Below are 19,471 nucleotides of genomic sequence, written 5' to 3' on the forward strand. Positions count from 1 at the left end.
CGCTAACCAACTTACATCGGTTTAGAACCATACCTCGGTCTGAACGCCGAAAGTCCACTGACCACCGGTAAAGCCTTCGTTGCCCAGTGAGCTGGCACCGTAGTTGTTAAGGTCGTCATCCCAATCGCTGAAGGTGGTGAACAGACGAATCTCAGGACGCTGCCAGAAGCCGCCGACTTCAGGCTTGAAGGTGGGCGCAATCGTGAATTTGCTGAAGCCACCATCCACGGCGTTACGACCGCTATAACCCTGGGGATCGAGATCCATCCACTGATAGCCCGCTTCGTACTGCATTTCGAAGTTCTGCGTTAACTCGTTGGCTAGGCGCACGTTGAGCCCTGCCCAGTTGTACTTATCGCCCTGGGCATAACGGTCTTCGCTGGTTTCAGCCAGAATGGAGGGGGCAACGCGCCACTGCGGGGCAATATAAGTGGTGCCATAGAGCGCTAGGCGCGTGGCGGTAGCGTCATCAGTTAGATCACCCCGTGAACCAATACTTTTGGTCTCGGCGCCTAACCCCTGACCATGCAGCACGGCCGCTTTGAAACTACCCTCGCCCATGCCGAAGAAGCTGTCGCCATGATAAGCAATCATGGTGTGGAAACCAGTATCGGCAGCAGTTTGGCCGACATCAATGTCGCGCTCGTCGTTGTCTGCAGCGGACATACCGTTGACCATCCACTGCCAGTTGCCGAAGTAGTTGTTGGAGGTCAGGATCAGGTTGTCGGTGTCGCCTTCAAGACCGGGGTTCTCGCGGTCAACAATCGGATAGTCAGAAAAACTACGGCCATAAATCGAGAGGTTAGATTTCCAGTTGTCTGCCAACTGCATGTCGTAGATACCGCCACCGGTACCGGCCAGGAAAATCACATCACTGTCGAGCCAATGGATATCGAAGTTATCGCGGTCAAAGCGCTTACCGGCCCAGATAGAGGCGTTTTCAAATGCGCCGGTAAAGCTGGGAAGATCGCTGAATTCAGCAAACACTTGGCGCACGTTGAGATCGGACTCGCCACCAGTCCAGTCATTGCTGGAGGTCGTGCCGTCAGCAATCATGGTGCGATAAAGCGCTTTGGCGCCGTTATCGAACTGCATGCGGTAGTTGAAAATAGCTTCAGCGTAGGTGTCCGGCTCATTGCCTAAACGGCCAACGGCGCCGCCCTCTCCACCCGCGGGTGTCAGGTAAGGGCCAGCATTCTCGCTTTTACCATCTTCGCCAATCAACAAGCCTGAACGCGCATAAACGTTGAACGAGAAACCCTCTTCGCCATCGGCGTAACGCTCCACCCGAGCCAGACGCTCTTCGATCTCCGCGTCGCTCTCTGTCGCCACGGCAGTCGACTGTGATTGCTCGGCAATCTCGGCACGGCGCTCGGCGGCATCAGCGCGCTGTTCCGCGGCTTCAATGCGGGCTTCAAGCTCGGCAAAGCGTTGTTCCATGGTCATTTGTGCCGAAGCAACACCGCTCATTCCAAGCTGGCGGTGGCAATAGCAATTGCTAACGGCGTTTTAAATGTCATTTTATGCATTGTTTTGAGTACCCTATTGTTATTGGCAAGCGGTTGTTTATTAGCGCCTGTTTTTAAGCGTCTGCCTGTAAGCGCTTTTGCCTAAATCGATTAAGATCGAATCGATAACACTTCCCTTGCACGGTTCACCCAGGGGTAGTGGCTTTGCTGCTAAACGCCACGGCGCTTAAGGAAAGGTAGCCAAAACTTAATCGATTAAGTCTCTTTTTACCAACGGCTAGTTGCTAATTAGCGACTAATGTCTAAGGAACGATTTTATTTAGTGAAAACTGAACAATGCCGTTAGACAAAAGTCGCTATTGAACTTCCTCGATCAAAGCGGCTAACTGAGCAGCACAATCTTAATCGATTAAGATAAAGATTAAGAGAGCCATTGAACAAACGTTGAGTTTGTGAATTAACGCTAATTTAGAAGCCACACCATCCACAACAATAAACGTCGAGGTACGCCGTTATGAAAAAGACTTTAATCACTACCGCCATCGCAGTAGCCAGCACGCTGAGTGCAACAAGCCAAGCTCAGGCTGAAGAACTCACCATTTCCTGTGGCGCAGTCGGCGCAGAGCTGACGCTGTGCCAGGAAGGCGTACGCGCCTGGGAAGAGAAAACCGGCCATAGCGTCGATGTGGTTTCAACGCCTAACTCCTCCACCGAGCGCCTTTCGCTCTACCAGCAGATCCTTTCGGCTAACTCCAGCGATATCGATGTGATGCAGATTGACGTGGTGTGGCCCGGCCTACTCGCCAATCACCTACTCGACCTCAAAGAAGTGCTTGGCGATGACGCCGCTGCCGGGCACTTTGACACCATTGTCACCAACACACCATCGATGACCGTTTAGTCGCCATGCCGTGGTTCACCGATGCGGGCGTGCTCTACTACCGCGAAGACTTGCTGGAAAAGTATGGCCATGACGTGCCAAAAACCTGGCAAGAACTCACCGAAATTGCCCGCGAGATCAAAGACGCCGAGCGCGCTGAGGGCCAAGACGGTATGCAGGGCTATGTCTTCCAGGGGCGCTCTTATGAAGGTTTGACCGTTAACGCCCTTGAGTGGGTAGCCAGCTTTGGCGGCGGCACAGTGGTGGAAGCCGATGGCGAAATTAGCATTAACAACGAACACGCCGCAGAAGCACTCGACCTAGCCGCATCGTGGATTGGTGATATTTCGCCTAACGGTGTGCTCAATTACACCGAAGAGGAAGCGCGCGGCGTCTTCCAAAGCGGCGGTGCCGTGTTTATGCGCAATTGGCCCTACGCCTGGGCACTGGCCCAAAGCGAAGACAGTGACGTTCGCGGCAAAGTAGGTGTTACCCAACTGCCCGCAGGTGGCGAAAACGGCCAAAGTGCCGCTGGCCTGGGCGGCTGGAACCTGGCGGTATCGCGCTACAGCGAACACCCCGAGCTGGCCGCCGACCTGGTCGCCTTCCTGACCGGTGAAGAGGAACAGAAGCGTCGCGCCATACAGGCCTCTTACAACCCCACTATCGACGCCCTCTACCAGGATGACGAAGTGCTTGAAGCCGTGCCCTTCTTTGGCACCCTTTACGACACCTTCGTCAATGCGGTCGCTCGCCCCTCTGCCCCCACCGGTGATGCTTATGGCCGGGTGAGTAACGCCTTCTTCAGCACCTCCCATGACGTGCTTTCCGGCACTAAAGATGGCACTCAAGCGGTCGCTGATCTTGAAGACGAATTGGCTCGCCTGAAGCGTCGCAACTGGTAACCCTGGAGCCTTTCCATGTCGACCTCCATCAAGCATGATGACGCGCCCGCCGGGGCGCGTTCTTTCACTACCAAGCCGCGCCGGGGCACTAAGGTTCGCCGACAGCGGGTTAAAGCCGCCTGGCTTTTTTTAGCCCCCATGCTGATTGCGTTAACCCTGGTCGCTGGCTGGCCACTGGTGCGCACCTTTTTTCTCAGCTTCACCGATGCATCACTGTCAGATTTAGGCGCTGCCAATCTGATTGGCTTTGAGAATTATCTCGTCTATGACGATGGCCGCTGGTATGGGGTACTGGCCGACTCGGTGTGGTGGCAGTCGGTATGGAACACCGTCTACTTCTCGGTGGTGTCGGTATCGCTGGAAGTGGTTTTCGGGGTCATTGTGGCGCTGATTTTGAACGCCGAGTTCAAGGGGCGTGTAATTGTGCGCGCTGCGGTGCTGATTCCCTGGGCAATCCCAACCATTGTTTCCGCGCAAATGTGGGCATGGATGCTCAACGACCAGTTCGGCATCATCAACCATATGCTGATGGGCCTGGGTGTGATTGACGCTCCCATCGCCTGGACGGCTAACGCCACCTACTCCATGTGGGCGGTAATTATGGTCGATGTATGGAAAACCATTCCCTTCGTGGCGCTGCTGGTGCTTGCGGCTCTGCAGATGCTGCCCAAGGATTGCTATGAGGCCGCCGAGGTAGACGGCATTCACCCGCTGCGGGTGTTCTTCAAAGTTACCCTACCGTTGATTACCCCGGCGTTAATGGTCGCGGTGATCTTCCGCCTGCTGGATGCGCTGCGTGTCTTCGATGTTATCTACGTACTCACCTCCAACTCCACCAGCACCATGTCGATGTCGGTCTATGCCCGCCAACAGCTGGTCGAGTTCCAGGATGTCGGTTACGGCAGCGCCGCTTCTACCCTGCTGTTCTTGATCATTGCCCTGGCTACCGTGGCTTACCTCTACCTTGGGCGTAAACAAATCCAATTGGGAGGCGACTAATGAATACGCGTCAGTTGGCCAAAATAGCCAAGCGCATCGGGTTTTGGGCGTTGATTGTGCTGATTATGGTGTACGCCGTTTTTCCCTTCTACTACGCGGTGGTCACCTCGTTAAAACCGTCGAGCGACCTGTTCCGGGTTGAGCTATGGCCTTCGAACTGGAACTTCGATAACTACATCAGCATTTTTAGCCAGACCAGCTTTCTGCGCGCTATTTTCAACTCCATCGTGGTGGCGTTTAGCGTGGTGTTTATTGCCCTGCTACTCGGCATTACCGCCTCTTACGCCCTGGGCCGGGTGCGCTTTCGGGGCCGCTCCACGGTGCTGCTGGTAATTCTCGGGGTGTCGATGTTCCCCCAGGTAGCGGTGCTTTCCGGGCTGTTTGAAGTGATTCGTGCGCTCAACCTTTACAACAACCCCGCCGGGCTGATTTTAAGCTACACCATCTTCACCCTGCCCTTCACCGTATGGGTATTGACCACCTTTATGAAGCAGTTGCCCATGGAGCTGGAAGAGGCCGCCATCATGGACGGCGCCACGCCCTGGATAACCATCACGAAAGTATTTCTGCCGCTGATGTGGCCCGCCATGGCAACCACCGGCCTGTTGGCATTTATCGCCGCGTGGAACGAGTTTCTGTTTGCCCTCACCTTCACGCTGACCGACGCCCAGCGCACGGTGCCCGTCGCTATTGCGCTGCTGTCAGGCGGCAGTGCCTACGAACTGCCCTGGGGGCCGATTATGGCCGCTTCTGTGGTGGTCACGGTGCCACTGGTCGTATTAGTGATTATCTTCCAGCGCCGCATTGTGTCAGGCCTTACCGCAGGCGCCGTTAAAGGATAAGGAATTTTTATGTCAACGTTGGACTCTACGATGCAAGACAACACACTCTGGTGGCGCGGCGGGGTTATCTACCAGATCTACCCGCGCAGCTTTATGGATAGCCGCGGTGACGGTATTGGCGATCTTAACGGTATTACCGAAAAACTCGATTACGTTGCCTCCCTCAATGTGGACGGCATTTGGTTATCGCCATTTTTCACCTCGCCGATGCTCGATTTTGGCTACGATATTAGCGATTATTGCGACGTCGACCCCATGTTCGGCACCCTGGAAGACTTTAAAGCGCTGCTGGCAAAAGCCCACTCGCTGGGCCTGAAGGTGATGATCGACCAGGTGATTAGCCACACCTCGGATCAACACGCCTGGTTTCAGGAGAGTCGCCAAAACCGCAACAATCCTAAAGCCGACTGGTTTGTATGGGCCGACCCCAAACCGGACGGCACGCCACCCAACAACTGGCTATCGATTTTCGGCGGCCCGGCGTGGACGTTTGATTCCCGCCGCCAGCAGTACTATATGCATAACTTCCTGACCAGCCAGCCGGACGTTAACTTCCATAACCCGGAAGCACGTCAGGCGCAGTTGGACAATATGCGTTTCTGGCTGGATCTGGGCGTAGACGGTTTCCGCTTGGATACCGTCAATTTCTACTTCCACGACGCCGAGCTGCGCGACAATCCGCCGGTTCCCAAAGGCGAAGCTAAAACCCTGGGCGCACCGGATAGCAATCCCTACACTTGGCAGCGCCACGTCTACGACCTGAGCCGCCCCGAAAACCTCGAATTCTTGAAAGATCTGCGGGCGCTGATGAACGAATACCCCGGCACCACGACCGTGGGCGAAATTGGCGACGATAACCCGCTGGAGCGCATGGCCGAGTACACCGCCGGTGGCGACAAGCTGCATATGGCCTACACCTTCGACTTGCTCAACACGCCCCACTCTGCGCGCTATATTCATGAAGTGCTGGAGCGCTTTCAGCGCCTAGCGGGCGACGCCTGGCCCTGCTGGGCAACCTCCAATCATGACGTCGTACGCAGTGCCACCCGCTGGGGCGCAGGCAAAGACCCTAGCGCCTACCCTAAAGTGGCGCTGGCCATGCTCTGCTCGCTGCGCGGTAGCGTCTGCCTGTACCAAGGCGAAGAGCTCGGCCTGCCGGAAGCCGACGTGCCCTTTGAGCGCGTCCAAGACCCCTACGGCAAAGTGCTCTGGCCGGAATTCAAAGGTCGCGACGGTTGCCGCACGCCAATGCCCTGGAACGGTAGCGAACATGGCGGTTTTTCCAGCGTTGAACCCTGGCTCCCCATAGAGACCCATCATCGCGATCTAGCGGTAAGCCGCCAACAGGATGATGCCAACTCCACCTTGAACGCGCTGCGCAACATGCTGGCTTTCCGTCGCCAGCACCCGGCGCTGTTCGATGGCGACTTAACGCTGGTCGATGTGGGTGAAACGCTGCTCGGTTTTACCCGCCAAAAAGCGGATGAGAAGCTGTTGTGCGTTTTCAACCTCACCGCTGAGAAGCAGACGGTTAACCTGCCGCTAGCGATAGACAGCGATTTGCAGGGCCACGGCTTTATCACCCAGCGCGATGGTGACAGCCTGACGCTACCGGGGTATCAAGCGGCCTTTATGCGCGTCGTCTCATAAGCTCTAAACAACAACAGGCCGACCCAGAAGACATAAGCATTGAGGTCGGCAAGGAGTTACCTATGGCAAGTGTTACGCTTAGCAAGATCAACAAAGTGTTTGGCAGCGATCACATTATTAACGATGTGGACCTACATATTGGCGACGGCGAATTTGTGGTTTTCGTTGGCCCCTCCGGCTGCGGCAAGTCGACCCTTTTGCGCCTGATCGCCGGTTTGGAATCGATTAGCGATGGCGACCTGAGCATGGATGACACCGTGGTCAATGACTTGCCACCGCGGGAACGCGGTGTGGGCATGGTGTTTCAATCCTATGCGCTCTACCCGCATATGACCGTTTACGACAATATGGCGTTTGGCCTGAAACTGGCCAAGACCGCCAAAGAGACCGTGCACGAGCGGGTCATGAGCACGGCAAAGATTTTGCAGCTTGAAGAGCTGCTGCACCGTAAGCCAAAAGCCCTTTCCGGGGGCCAACGCCAGCGGGTGGCTATGGGCCGTGCCATGGCGCGTGAACCGCGTATTCTGCTGTTTGACGAGCCACTCTCCAACCTGGATGCCTCGCTGCGGGTACAAATGCGTAACGAGATCGCACGGCTGCATAACCGCCTTGGTTCCACCATGATTTACGTGACCCACGACCAGGTGGAGGCCATGACCCTGGCCGACAAAATTGTGGTGCTCAATGGCGGACACGTTGAGCAGGTAGGCAGCCCCCACGAGTTGTACCAGCGCCCGGCGACGAAATTCGTTGCCGGGTTTATCGGCTCGCCCACCATGAACTTCATGCCCGCAGAGTTACTTGCTGGTGACGCCAACGGCTGTCGTGTGCGAGCCGTAGGAGTTGGCGAGCTCGCCCTGCCCCAGAATGCCCAGCAGCGGCAAAGCGGCGAAGCATTGACCCTCGGCATTCGCCCAGAGCACCTATGCTTAGCGGCACCCACTGATAACAACTGCTTCGATATCGTCAATGTCGAGTATTTAGGTAACGAAGTTTACGTCTACCTTGAGCCCAAACAGGGCGACACGCTGTTGATCCATCGCAGCGAAGCACCCAGTCAGTGGCAGGAGGGTCAGCAGGTATCACTGGCAGCGGACTGGGAAAAAGTACACCTGTTTGATGAGAGCGGTGCAGCACTGATGTTATCCACTCAACAAGCAGCGGCTTAAGCACAAGAGTCAACCAAGATACCCGCTTTAACGACCCTCTGTGTGTGCCTAACCTTCCCTTCGCTTATCATGGGGAGTGGCAGCACACAGCGGGTCGATTTTATTATGCACATCCTTTGAATAGCTAATCTTCAATTATTAAAAAAGCCTGTATAAGGAAGTACCGTGACTGATCAGCGCCGTATGACACTCAAGGATCTTGCGCAGGAACTCAACGTCTCCACTGCCACGATTTCCAATGCCTTTAACCGGCCGGATCAGCTTTCTCCAGCCCTGCGCGAACGCATACTCAAAGAGGCGAAAAGGCTGGGGTACAGCGGCCCTGACGCCAAAGCGCGCAGCCTGCGCACCGGCCGCTCGCGGATTATTGCGGTGATTCTTGCGGAAAGCCTGACCTACAGTTTGAACGATGCCGTGGCCAGCGAGTTTTTATCAGGGTTGCCGAAGTTCTTGATGCCCACGGCCACACGCTGCTGTTATTGCCGGGTCGCGGCCATGCCTCACAGCCGCCGGGCTCCGCCAATATCGCCGATGGCTTTATCGTTTATGGATTAATGCCCAACAATAAGCTGCTCGATGAACTGCCCGCCCAACGCACCCTGGTGGCCGTCGATTTTGATATTGAAGGCTGCCCGACGGTGCATATCGATGATACAGCTGCTAGCTATAAAATCGCCCAGCATGCGCTTAACCAGTTGCCCAAACGCCCGGCGATTATCAACCTGCGCTTAACCAAAGAGGTCTGCAACGGCCGCGTGACGGCCGAGCACACGCTGCTGCCCAACACCAGCACCATTAGCCGTGCCCGCCTTGAGGGCTTTCATAACGCGCTGAGTGAGCAAGGTGTGGATGTGGCGCAAGTGCCGCTCTGGAATATCGAGGAGAATACCTTTGAGGTGTGCTCGCCGGTGATTGCCGAGATTCTCGACCAGCCACTAGAACAACGGCCAGACCTGCTGCTGTGCATGTCTGACCGTATTGCACTCACGGCGCTAACGCTGGCCGAGCAGCGCGGTATACGGGTGCCGGAAGAGTTACGCATTACCGGGTTCGATGGCATTGCTGAAGGACAGTACCGCGCACCGCGTTTAACCACGGTGCGCCAGGATAGCGTGGGCAAAGGGCGAGTCGCAGCGCAGATGATTCTTGGCCGCATCCCCCTCGCCCAGCAGTTGCTGCAAACTGAGCTGCTGCTGGGCGACACCTGCCCTTAGCCCTTAGGAGGGTATTACTTAGCAGTCGCCTGCATGGCAAGCGCAGTATCCAGCATACGGTTGGAGAAGCCCCACTCGTTGTCGTACCACGCCATGATTTTAACCAGACGGCCATTCACGCGGGTGTGATTAGCATCGAAGGTCGATGAGTTGGCATCATGATTGAAATCAATAGAGACCAGCGGTTCAGCGTTAACAGCCAATACCGGAGAGTTAGCCGCGGCCTTCTCAACGATGGCATTAATCTCTTCTTTAGTGGTATCGCGACTGGCAGTAAAGGTCAGATCCACCAGCGAGACGTTGATCACCGGCACGCGGACGGCCAAGCCGTCAAATTTACCCGCCAGCTCTGGAAGCACCAAGCCTACCGCTGCGGCAGCGCCGGTTTTGGTCGGGATCATGGAGTGCGTTGCACTGCGCGCCCGGTAGGGGTCAGAGTGGTAAACATCCGAGAGGTTCTGATCGTTAGTGTAAGCGTGCACCGTGGTCATCAAGCCGTTTTCGATACCGACTGCATCGTTCAACGCTTTGGCCACCGGCGCTAGGCAGTTGGTGGTGCAAGAAGCGTTAGAGACCACCGTGTGCTCAGCGGTCAACACTTGGTCATTAACGCCATACACAATCGTCGCATCAGCGTCGGGGCTAGGTGCGGAAATCAGCACGCGCTTGGCACCCGCTTCGATATGCTTGGCCGCCGCCTCGCGCTTGGTAAACAACCCGGTGCACTCCATCACCAGATCGATATTCATCGATGCCCACGGCAACTCCGCTGGATCGCGCTCTGAGGAGATGGCGATACGATCACCATCCACCGTGATGCTCTCGGCGTCGTGTTCTACCTTAAAGGGGAAGTGGCCATGCACGGTATCGTGACGCAGCAGGTGGGAATTTAGCGAGGGGTCGCCGAGATCGTTAATGGCGACGACCTGTACGCGGTCACGGTAGCTGTTTTCGTAAAGGGCGCGCAGTACATTGCGGCCAATACGGCCAAATCCGTTAATCGCAACTCTTATTGTCATGATAGCTCCTCAATTGACCAATAGTAACAATCTGCACCTTTAGTAAAAAAATTACTAAAAATACGTATTTAAGCGTCATGAGGCCGATAAACAGCGTTTCAACCGCCCCAAAAGGCTAGTAAATATCCAATATGTAGTAAAATTACTATATAAACGCTATCGTAGTCCAATACTAAATTGCCCACAATCCCCTTACTCAAGGAGAGCGCCCATGACGAATGCAACCTCGAATACAGCAGCACCGGCGTCTACCAACCCTCATTCCCATACGCCTTTAAGGCGCACCAAAATTGTTGCCACACTCGGCCCGCCAGTGATCGCCCCGGCGTGCTGGAAGCGATGCTAAAAGCCGGTGTGGATGTGGTGCGGCTTAACTTCTCCCACGGCTCGGCAGATGACCACCGCCGTCGCTTAAACGAAGTCCGCGAGATCGCCGAGCGCCTTGGCCGCAGCGTTGCTGCGCTGGGCGACCTGCAAGGGCCGAAAATTCGTATTGCGCGTTTTGTCGAAGGCGCCGTCAACCTCAATGTCGGCCAGGCATTTGTCTTGGACATGGCGCTGGACGCCAATAGCGGCACTGCAGAACGCGTCGGCTGCGACTATCAAACACTGGCCGATGATGTCGTTGAGGGCGACCGCCTACTGCTCGACGATGGCCGTTTGGTACTCGATGTCACCCGTGTAATTGGACAAGAAGTGCATACCCGCGTTCACGTAGGTGGCAAGCTCTCCAACAATAAGGGCATTAACAAGCAGGGAGGAGGACTCTCAGCGCCCGCCCTTACTGAGAAAGATAAGGCCGATCTAAAAACCGCTATTGAGATTGGCGTTGACTACTTAGCCGTCTCCTTCCCGCGCAGCGCCGCAGATATGCAAGAAGCCCGCGAGCTGCTTGGCGAAGCCGGGAAAGAGATCGGCCTGGTGGCTAAGCTTGAACGCGCCGAAGCGGTTGCCGACGATGCTACGCTGGATGGCATCATTGAAGCCTCTGAGGCGGTCATGGTGGCCAGGGGCGACCTGGGCGTTGAGATTGGCGACGCCGCGCTGATCGGTACTCAGAAGCGCATTATCAAGCACGCACGCACACTCAACCGTGCCGTCATTACCGCCACCCAAATGATGGAATCGATGATCGAGTCGCCGCTACCCACCCGCGCCGAGGTCTTCGACGTGGCTAATGCGGTGCTCGACGCCACCGATGCAGTGATGCTCTCTGCGGAAACCGCCGCAGGTGACTACCCGGTGGAAACCATCGAAGCGATGAACCGTGTGTGTCTGGTGCCGAGCGTGAGCGTCTCGCTCAGGAGTCAGGCCACCGTATTCATGAGGGCTTTGAGCGCATCGATGAAACCATCGCGCTATCGGCGATGTATGCAGCGAATCACTTATCCGGCGTCAGCGCCATCGCTTGCATGACCTCCACCGGTTATACACCGCTGATTGCATCGCGCATTCGTTCCGGCCTGCCTATCGTAGGGTTGGCTCACAGCCCTATCGCCCAGCGGCGTATGGCGCTCTATCGTGGCGTGGTTTCCATTCCTTTCAACACCACCGATATGGATCCGGCCAACCTTAACCAAGAAGCATTGAAATGCTTGCAGGCACAGGGATTTATCCACCCTGGCGAGCATGTCATTCTCACTCGCGGCGACCATATGAATGCCCATGGGGGCACCAATACGATGAAAATCCTTGCCTTTGATAGCGAGTAACGGTCTAACCTTTGTAGCGAGCTTTTAGCTTTTACGACCTTTAAAAAAAAACCATTCGGCCATAAGACCGAAAGGCAATAGAACCATGAGGGAAGTGACGAAATGAGTGACGCGCAACCGCCCCGCCAAGCCATCCGTACGCTGCAAGCGCGCAAGCGTATTGCGCTAATTGCCCACGATGGCAAGAAGAGCGAAATGCTTGAGTGGGCAACTCGCTGGAAGGATACGCTGAGCCAGCACGAATTGATTGGCACGGGAACAACGTCTAAGCGGCTTAAAACCGCGTTAGGGTTAGAAGTCGAGGGTCTAATGAGCGGCCCCCTGGGCGGTGACCAGCAGATTGGCGCTCGGATTGCGGAGCAGCGGCTGGATGTGCTGATCTTCTTCTGGGATCCCTTCTCGCCCCAGCCCCACGACCCGGATGTCAAAGCGTTGCTGCGTTTAGCGGCGCTGTGGAATGTCCCCGTTGCCTGCAATGCGGCGAGCGCCGACTTCGTGCTCTCCTCGCCCTACTTGAGCGAGAGTTACGATATGTCGATACCAGATGCAGCAGCTTGGGCCCAGGCGCGCACGGTTTAACGCCGGTGCAGATGACGCGCCACCACCTGCAGCCCGCTCTCATAGTGGCCGTTCATAGCAGCTAGGGCACAGCGCAATGTTAACTCGGCAATACGGTCATAATCCTGTAGCGCCGAGTTCACTGGCTGAGGAAGGAAATCCAGCAGCCGGTGATCACCAAAGGTGGCCAGACGAATATTTTCCGGCAGACCGCCACGCTCCAAGAATACATCAAACACCCCTTCCATCAGCGTATAGGACGCTGTCACCAGTGCGTCGGCACCGCCCTGTTCATCCAGCAATTGAATCGCTAAACGCGCCCCTTCGCTACGTTCATAGTGCGACCCGGTAAGATAAAGCGGTTCAATCATGCTGCCTTCAAGGGCCGCCTGAAAACCCACCCGCCGCTCACAGCTAACCGACAGCTCCGGCATCGCTTCCAACCAGGCAATACGCTTGGTCGCCGCTCCGATCACCGAACGGGTCAACGTCTTAGCCGCCTCCTGATCGTTACTCACGACACTGGCAAAGCGCGTCGGGTTGAGGCCACGGTCCATCCCACCACGCACCATCCCTCGTCTACCAGGTCGGCATAAAAAGTATCGTCGCTAGGCAAGCAACTGGCGGTTATCAACACCTCACAGCGTTGCGCACGCAGCGCCAACGCGAGTGTCCGTTCACTCTCTGCACAGTCATCTGAGCTTACGATCAACAGCTGATAACCCTGCTCCCGTGCACCCCGCTCCAGGCGTTTGGCTAGGCGAGCATAACTAATGTTCTCCAAATCCGGCACGATAAGCCCCAGCAAGCGGCTTGCGCCCCGGCGCAGCGCAGCCGCCTGAGGGTCAATGTGATAGCGGTGTTGCCGCACCACCGCCATCACTTTTTCAATTGTCGCTGAGCTAATGCGGCGCTGCTCGGCCTGACCATTAATGACGTAGCTAGCAGTGGTGCGCGAGACGCCGGCTAGCCGGGCAATATCGGCAAGTGTCATGCGGTTTCCCCCTGGTGTGACCGGGCAGTTTATCAGCAAGTTAGCGCCTACCAGACCAAAGTCTAAAAGCTCAAACCTTGTGTCATTCAGTGAATCGATTCAGCATGATTCAGCATAGCACTATGTGCAGATTTAATAGCACCATACCCAGATTTAATGGCAAGGATAAACCGACTGAAACGACACGGTTCATCTCATTGGCATCAACGCCATTACCATGATCATTTAACGACGATCACTTTATGTACACGACGCTGTGTCGACGCTACCCCATTAAAATGCCGACAGTGCGCGTTTACAGGAGAATACTATGTTGACACTCGGCCCCGATGACATCTTGCTAGGCCGCCACGCCGACAGCTGGCAAACCGCTTTGGACAGTGCCGCTGAGGCGCTGGTTGAGGCCGGATTGGTTGAGGCCGAGTACCGCGACGGCCTACACGCCCGCGAGGCACAATCATCAACGTTTCTAGGCAACGCCATCGCAATACCCCACGGTACACCGGAAAGCCGTCAGTATGTGAAGCAGACGGGCGTGCGCGTGTTGCAGTTTCCACAAGGGATCGAGTGGCACGACGGCCAGCAGGTGCACGTACTGGTAACGATTGCCGCCCAGAATGATGAGCACCTGGATATTCTGCGCCAGCTCACCCATGTACTGGATCGCGAAGGCGTTTCCGAGCAACTGGCAAACGCCACCTCCGCGGCAGATGTAGCGCGGCTGCTTTCGAAACCAGCATTAGAACCGCGCCTGGATGCCGACACCCTATGCGTCAACTTTCCGGCACGCGACCCACAAGAACTCGCTCTGGCTGCAGCCGCCCGCTTACGCCAAAGCGGCTGTGTCGATAACAGTTTTATTTCCGCCGTCGCCGCGGCACAGCCGACCTGGTTAGGTAAAGGGCTGTGGCTGGCTAGCAGCGCCCAGGGCGTTAACCAGCCCGCGCTTGGGGTGGCCACACCTGCTGAACAAACCCTGGAAAGTGCTGGTCATCCGGTGCATGCGTTGTTCTGCCTGGCCGCCCATGGCGATGCCCACCGCCCCCTGCTAGAGCAACTGATGGCGGTGTTGGAAAACAGCGAAAGCCAAAGCCTGGTGGGCAAAACCAGCGATCAGCTGTTAGCCACCCTGGCGGGCGAAACCGCAAATACCCAAACCCGTCGGGTACGGGTGCTCAACCCCCATGGGCTGCACGCTCGCCCCGCCAAACAGTTGGTACAGATAGCGCGCGCTCAGGCCATGCCGATTCAGGCACGCTTGGAAGAAGGCAGCGCCACCCCGGTTTCCGCCGCCAGTCTAACCAAAGTGATTGGCCTGGGCGCACGCCGCGGCCAGTGGCTGGTGCTGTCAGCCGAGGGTGAGCAGGCAAACGCGGCGCTAGAGGCCGTCGCCGAGGCTGTTGAATCGGGCCTGGGAGAAAAAGTAACGCCCTTTGACGGCGGCTTTGATAGCACGCAGGAAGCGAGCACCGCTACACCGGCCGTTGAGCCTCTCGCTGCCGATACGCCCCACGCCGGCGTGGCCGCCTCGCCGGGCTTGGCCATTGCGCCAGTATTTGTCATTCGCCCGATGCAGTTCGAGTACGCCGAACACGCCAGCGACGCTGAACACGAAATCAGCCGTTTAAATAGCGCGCTGAAAGAGGGTGCCGCCCAGCTGCAGACATTGGTGCATAACGCCCCCGGTGGCGAAGTCGCCGATATTCTTTCAATGCACGAAGAGATGCTCGACGACCCGGAGCTCCATCACGCGGCGACGGATGCCATTCGTGAAGGGCGCTCGGCGGAAGCGGGCTGGTGGGAAGCGATTGAAACCGCGGCCCACGCCCAGGAGATGCTCGCTGACCGCCTGCTGGCCGAACGCGCTGCCGACCTGCGCGACGTAGGTCGCCGGGTGTTGGGCGTACTCTGCGATGTGACGCTCCCCGAACCGCCGGATCACCCTTATATTCTGGTGATGGACGATATCGGCCCTTCCGATGTGGCCCGGCTGGATACTTCCCGTGTCCGCGGCCTGCTTACCGTGCGCGGTGGCGCCACGGCACACAGCGCTATTCTGGCCCGTGCACTGGGCATTCCCGCCGTGGTGGGCGCGGGTCAAGCGGTGATGGCGCTTAACAACGCCAGCATGATGATTCTGGATGGCGAGCGTGGCCGAGTGACGTCGCAACCTTCCGAAGAGCGCCTACAGCGTGCCGAGCAGCAGTTACTAGACCTCCAGCAGCGCGAAGCCGATGCCTGGGAAAGCCGCTTCGAGGTCGCCCAAACTCGCGATGGGCACCGTGTCGAAGTTGCCGCCAACCTGGGCAACACTGCCCACGCCGCTGATGCAGTAGAGCGTGGCGCTGAGGCCGTTGGCCTGCTGCGTACTGAATTCCTGTTCATGGCCCACGCCAGCGCACCAGACTTAGCCACTCAGATTAGCGAGTACCGTCAGGCAATTGACGCCCTGGATGGCCGCCCGCTGGTAGCGCGCACATTAGATGTCGGCGGCGACAAGCCACTCCCCTACTGGCCGGTACCCCAAGAAGACAACCCCTTCCTGGGCCTACGCGGTATTCGCTTAGCGCTGACACAACCCGAAGTGCTCGAGACCCAATTGCGTGCGTTATTGATGGCAGGTAAGGATAGTCCCCTGCGGATTATGCTGCCGATGGTCAAAGATATCGCTGAGTTCCGCGCTGTAAAAGCCATCTACGATCGCCTACTCAAAGAGGTCCCTACTTCCCAGCGCGCCACCGATGTGCAGTTGGGGGTGATGATTGAAATACCCTCTAGCGCGCTGCTGGCACCCAGCCTCGCCGCCGAGGTGGATTTTTTCTCAGTAGGCACTAATGACTTAACCCAGTACACCCTGGCTATCGACCGCGGCCACCCAGAGCTCTCTGCTCAAGCCGATGGCTTACACCCTGCTGTGCTGCGTTTGATTCAGATGACCGTGGCGGCTGCCCATACCCAAGGCAAATGGGTCGGTGTGTGCGGCGAATTGGCTTCAGACGCCGTGGCCATTCCGGTACTGGTAGGCCTTGGCGTGGACGAGCTCTCCGTCAGCGCGCGGCAGATCCCGCTGGTCAAAGCCCGCCTGCGCGAGTTTGACTTCGCTGATGCCCAAGCCAGCGCTCAGTTAGCGCTGAATCAGGCGACTAGCGATGAAGTGCGCGATGCACTGGAGGCGCGCTAATGGCCCGCGTGCTATGCATTACCCTGAATCCGGCGCTGGATTTGGCATTTAATCTTGACGCCTTGGTGCTGGGCAGCGTCAACCGTCCCACCAGCGCGCAGCTAGAAGCGGCAGGCAAAGGCGTTAACGTTGCCCGCGTATTGGCAGGCCTTGGCCACGACGTCACCGTCAGCGGCTTTTTAGGTGCCGATAACGACGCTCCCTTTCAATTGGCATTTACCCAGTACTCCCTGACCGACGCTTTTGTGCGTGTGCCGGGGGAAACTCGTATCAATGCCAAAATTGCTGAACAGAGCGGTCGCGTTACCGATATTAACGGCCCCGGCATGCCCATTGACGCCACGCATCTGCAAGTGCTGATCGACACGCTAAATACCGAGCTTTCCAGCGCGACGCCACCCCAGGCGGTCGTTGTGGCAGGCAGCCTCCCCCCGGGGCTGTCACTGGACGATTTCAGCGCGCTGTTAAACCACTTAAACGCCAGCGGCGTACCGCTCTGGGTAGATACCAGTGGCCCGGCACTCAATGCGGCCATAGCGACTCACCCCGCCGGTGTTAAGCCTAATGAAAATGAACTGGCAGAGTGGGCGGGCGAAGATATGACCTCCTCCGATATGCGCTTGAATGCGGCCAAGCGGCTGCATAAAAGCGGCATCGCCAATGCGCTGATTTCAGCGGGTGCCGAAGGGGTCTTGTGGGTTAACGCTCAAGGTGCCTGGCACGCCACACCTCCTAAGGTTACCGCGACGAATACCGTTTGCGCTGGCGATACCTTTGTTGCGGGTATGCTCCACGGCTTGCTTAACCAGCAAGACGCTGAACAGACGCTGCGCTTTGCCACCGCGCTCTCGGCCGAGGCCGTTCGCCACGTTGGCGTGGGCACCCCCCACGCTGCCGATTTCGATTCACTCCAACAACACACCCGGATACGGCGTCTTGATGACACCATCACCGAGGGAGCCACGCTATGAATATTATTCTGATTACCGCCTGCCCCAGCGGCATGGCGACCACCTTCCTCGCGGCTAAGCGCCTGGAACAAGCCGCCCAGCGCCAAGGCTGGTCGGCGCATGTGGAAATGCACGGCGAAGTCGCGCCTCTCCAGGCCGCTACTGCCGAGCAGATCGCCAATGCCGATTTGATCGTGGTCGCCGCCGATCACGTGCCTGCCCCAGAGCGCTTTGAAGGCAAGCGGCTATTCCAAGCGCCGATTGCCAGCGCACTCCCCGACCCCAGCGCTTTTCTAGCCCAGGCTAAGCGTGAAGCGCCGATTTATAGCGCACCTGCCGCCTCTACTACTAGCACATCTACCGCTGCAAACAGCGCGGGTGGCAAGAAAATCGTTGCTGTCACTGCCTGCCCCACCGGCGTGGCGCATACCTTTATGGCCGCCGAAGCACTCGCAGAGGCGGGCAAAGCCATGGGCCACGCCATTCGCGTGGAAACCCAAGGCTCGGTGGGCGCACAAGATAAATTGACCGAAGAAGAGATCGCCGACGCCGACATAGTCGTATTGGCCTGCGATATCGACGTTGATCCGTCGCGGTTCGCTGGTAAGCGCATCTACCGCACTTCTACTGGCAACGCGCTAAAAAACCACGCCCCACGCTTGAAGCTGCGCTCAGCGAGGCCGCCATAGAGAACGGCAGCAGCAATGCGGGCACAGCAAATAAGAGCGTCAAAGAGAAAGGCGTTTATAAGCACCTGCTCACCGGCGTTTCCTTTATGTTGCCGATGGTCGTAGCGGGCGGCCTGCTAATTGCGCTCTCCTTTGTGTTCGGTATTGAGGCCTTTGAGCAGGAAGGCACCCTGGCCGCCGCGCTGATGCAGATCGGTGGCGGCACCGCCTTTGCACTGATGATTCCAGTGCTGGCAGGTTATATTGCCTACTCCATCGCCGACCGCCCCGGCATCGCACCGGGTATGATTGGTGGCATGCTGGCGGCCAATATCGGCTCAGGCTTTATCGGCGGTATTTTGGCGGGTTTCCTGGCGGGCTACGTGGCGCTGGCGGTTACTCGCTACGTCAAACTGCCCTCTAGCGTTGAATCCCTGAAGCCGATTCTGATCATTCCGCTAGTCGCCAGTTTGGTCACCGGCCTGACCATGATCTATGTGATTGGCGAACCGGTCGCGGCGCTGCTTAATGCTCTGACCAGTTTCCTGGAGTCCATGGGCTCCACTAATGCGGTGCTGCTGGGTATTCTGCTCGGCGCGATGATGTGTTTCGATCTGGGTGGCCCGGTCAACAAAGCGGCTTACACCTTTGGCGTAGGCCTGCTAGCCTCTGAAACTTACGGCCCCATGGCGGCGATCATGGCGGCTGGGATGGTACCTGCCATTGGTATGGGGATTGCCAGCTTTGTAGCGCGCAACAAGTTCTCGGCACCGGAGCGGGAAGCGGGCAAAGCCTCTTTTGTACTGGGTCTCTGTTTTATCAGCGAAGGCGCGATTCCCTTTGCGGCGAAAGATCCCCTACGCGTTATCCCCGCTTGCATGGTGGGCGGCGCACTCACAGGCGCACTCTCGATGCTGGTAGGCGCGCAACTCATGGCTCCTCACGGTGGTATCTTCGTACTGCTGATTCCCAACGCCATTACCCCGGTACTGCTCTACCTTGGCGCTATTGTGGCTGGCTCGTTGGTGACGGGTTTAAGCTATGCGTTTATCAAACGTGATGCGGCCCAGGTAGCACTCGCCACCTAACCGCTGTTACCCAAAAAATGAGGGCAGGCGAACATGCCTGCCCTTTTAAATACGTCGCTTTACGCATTTAATACCTCTTTACGCCACTTATACCCTCTACTCTTTGTCATTTTTTATGTAGTATTTTTACATAACCTACTTTTGATCACCAATTCACCTATAACAAACGGATC

10 protein-coding genes and 5 pseudogenes are annotated in these 19,471 nt (G+C 57.1%); 12 read left to right on the forward strand and 3 right to left on the reverse strand.

The features are described from left to right. Positions 1–21: 21 nt before the first annotated feature. Positions 22–1,529 (reverse strand): annotated as a pseudogene (locus tag FDY98_RS14735) (carbohydrate porin). 454 nt (positions 1,530–1,983) lie between these two features. Between FDY98_RS14735 and FDY98_RS14740 the strand changes: the two are divergent. From FDY98_RS14740 to FDY98_RS28225, 7 genes and pseudogenes are all read left to right on the forward strand, one after another. Beyond that, positions 1,984–3,254 (forward strand): annotated as a pseudogene (locus tag FDY98_RS14740) (ABC transporter substrate-binding protein). 15 nt (positions 3,255–3,269) lie between these two features. Then, positions 3,270–4,253: a carbohydrate ABC transporter permease gene (locus FDY98_RS14745; protein ID WP_027958694.1), complete on the forward strand. Its 984-nt coding sequence runs from the start codon at positions 3,270–3,272 to the stop codon at positions 4,251–4,253. Further along, positions 4,253–5,095: a carbohydrate ABC transporter permease gene (locus FDY98_RS14750; RefSeq protein WP_009287086.1), complete on the forward strand. Its 843-nt coding sequence runs from the start codon at positions 4,253–4,255 to the stop codon at positions 5,093–5,095. The genes FDY98_RS14745 and FDY98_RS14750 overlap by 1 nt, the downstream gene beginning before the upstream one ends. Positions 5,096–5,125: 30 nt before the next feature. Then, positions 5,126–6,745, forward strand: a complete 1,620-nt coding sequence (locus FDY98_RS14755) for an alpha-glucosidase family protein (protein WP_027958693.1) — start codon at positions 5,126–5,128, stop codon at positions 6,743–6,745. Positions 6,746–6,807: 62 nt separating this feature from the next. After that, complete coding sequence (locus FDY98_RS14760) at positions 6,808–7,914, forward strand: ABC transporter ATP-binding protein (RefSeq protein WP_027958692.1); 1,107 nt, start codon at positions 6,808–6,810, stop codon at positions 7,912–7,914. A 165-nt stretch (positions 7,915–8,079) separates the two neighbouring features. Next, positions 8,080–8,469: a LacI family DNA-binding transcriptional regulator gene (locus FDY98_RS28220; protein WP_340146574.1), complete on the forward strand. Its 390-nt coding sequence runs from the start codon at positions 8,080–8,082 to the stop codon at positions 8,467–8,469. Continuing rightward, positions 8,469–9,128, forward strand: a complete 660-nt coding sequence (locus FDY98_RS28225; RefSeq protein ID WP_340146575.1) for a substrate-binding domain-containing protein — start codon at positions 8,469–8,471, stop codon at positions 9,126–9,128. Before FDY98_RS28220 ends, FDY98_RS28225 begins: the two co-directional genes overlap by 1 nt. Before the next feature lie 14 nt (positions 9,129–9,142). Here FDY98_RS28225 and gap read toward each other — a convergent pair whose 3' ends face one another. After that, on the reverse strand, positions 9,143–10,147 hold the full coding sequence (gene gap / locus FDY98_RS14770; protein WP_009287089.1) for a type I glyceraldehyde-3-phosphate dehydrogenase: 1,005 nt from the start codon (positions 10,145–10,147) through the stop codon (positions 9,143–9,145). A 211-nt stretch (positions 10,148–10,358) separates the two neighbouring features. On the opposite strand from gap, the pseudogene pyk reads away from it, so the two are divergent. After that, positions 10,359–11,859 (forward strand): annotated as a pseudogene (pyk, locus tag FDY98_RS14775) (pyruvate kinase). Positions 11,860–11,961: 102 nt separating this feature from the next. Then, a complete protein-coding gene (locus tag FDY98_RS14780) occupies positions 11,962–12,438 on the forward strand; it encodes a methylglyoxal synthase (protein ID WP_022523012.1) in 477 nt (158 codons plus the stop codon). Here FDY98_RS14780 and cra read toward each other — a convergent pair. Beyond that, positions 12,435–13,411 (reverse strand): annotated as a pseudogene (gene cra, locus FDY98_RS14785) (catabolite repressor/activator). The gene FDY98_RS14780 and the pseudogene cra sit on opposite strands and share 4 nt — an antisense overlap. Positions 13,412–13,721: 310 nt before the next feature. On the opposite strand from cra, the gene ptsP reads away from it, so the two are divergent. From ptsP to FDY98_RS14800, 3 genes and pseudogenes are all read left to right on the forward strand, one after another. After that, positions 13,722–16,592, forward strand: coding sequence for a phosphoenolpyruvate--protein phosphotransferase (ptsP, locus tag FDY98_RS14790; RefSeq protein WP_027958689.1), 2,871 nt, complete (start codon positions 13,722–13,724; stop codon positions 16,590–16,592). Then, complete coding sequence (gene pfkB / locus FDY98_RS14795; RefSeq protein WP_027958688.1) at positions 16,592–17,563, forward strand: 1-phosphofructokinase; 972 nt, start codon at positions 16,592–16,594, stop codon at positions 17,561–17,563. The genes ptsP and pfkB overlap by 1 nt, the downstream gene beginning before the upstream one ends. Next, positions 17,560–19,298, forward strand: a pseudogene (locus FDY98_RS14800) (PTS fructose-like transporter subunit IIB). Before pfkB ends, FDY98_RS14800 begins: the two are co-directional and overlap by 4 nt. Positions 19,299–19,471: the final 173 nt, after the last annotated feature.

Origin of the sequence: Halomonas sp. PA16-9, assembly GCF_009728585.1 — a bacterium.
Lineage (GTDB): Bacteria > Pseudomonadota > Gammaproteobacteria > Pseudomonadales > Halomonadaceae > Vreelandella > Vreelandella titanicae.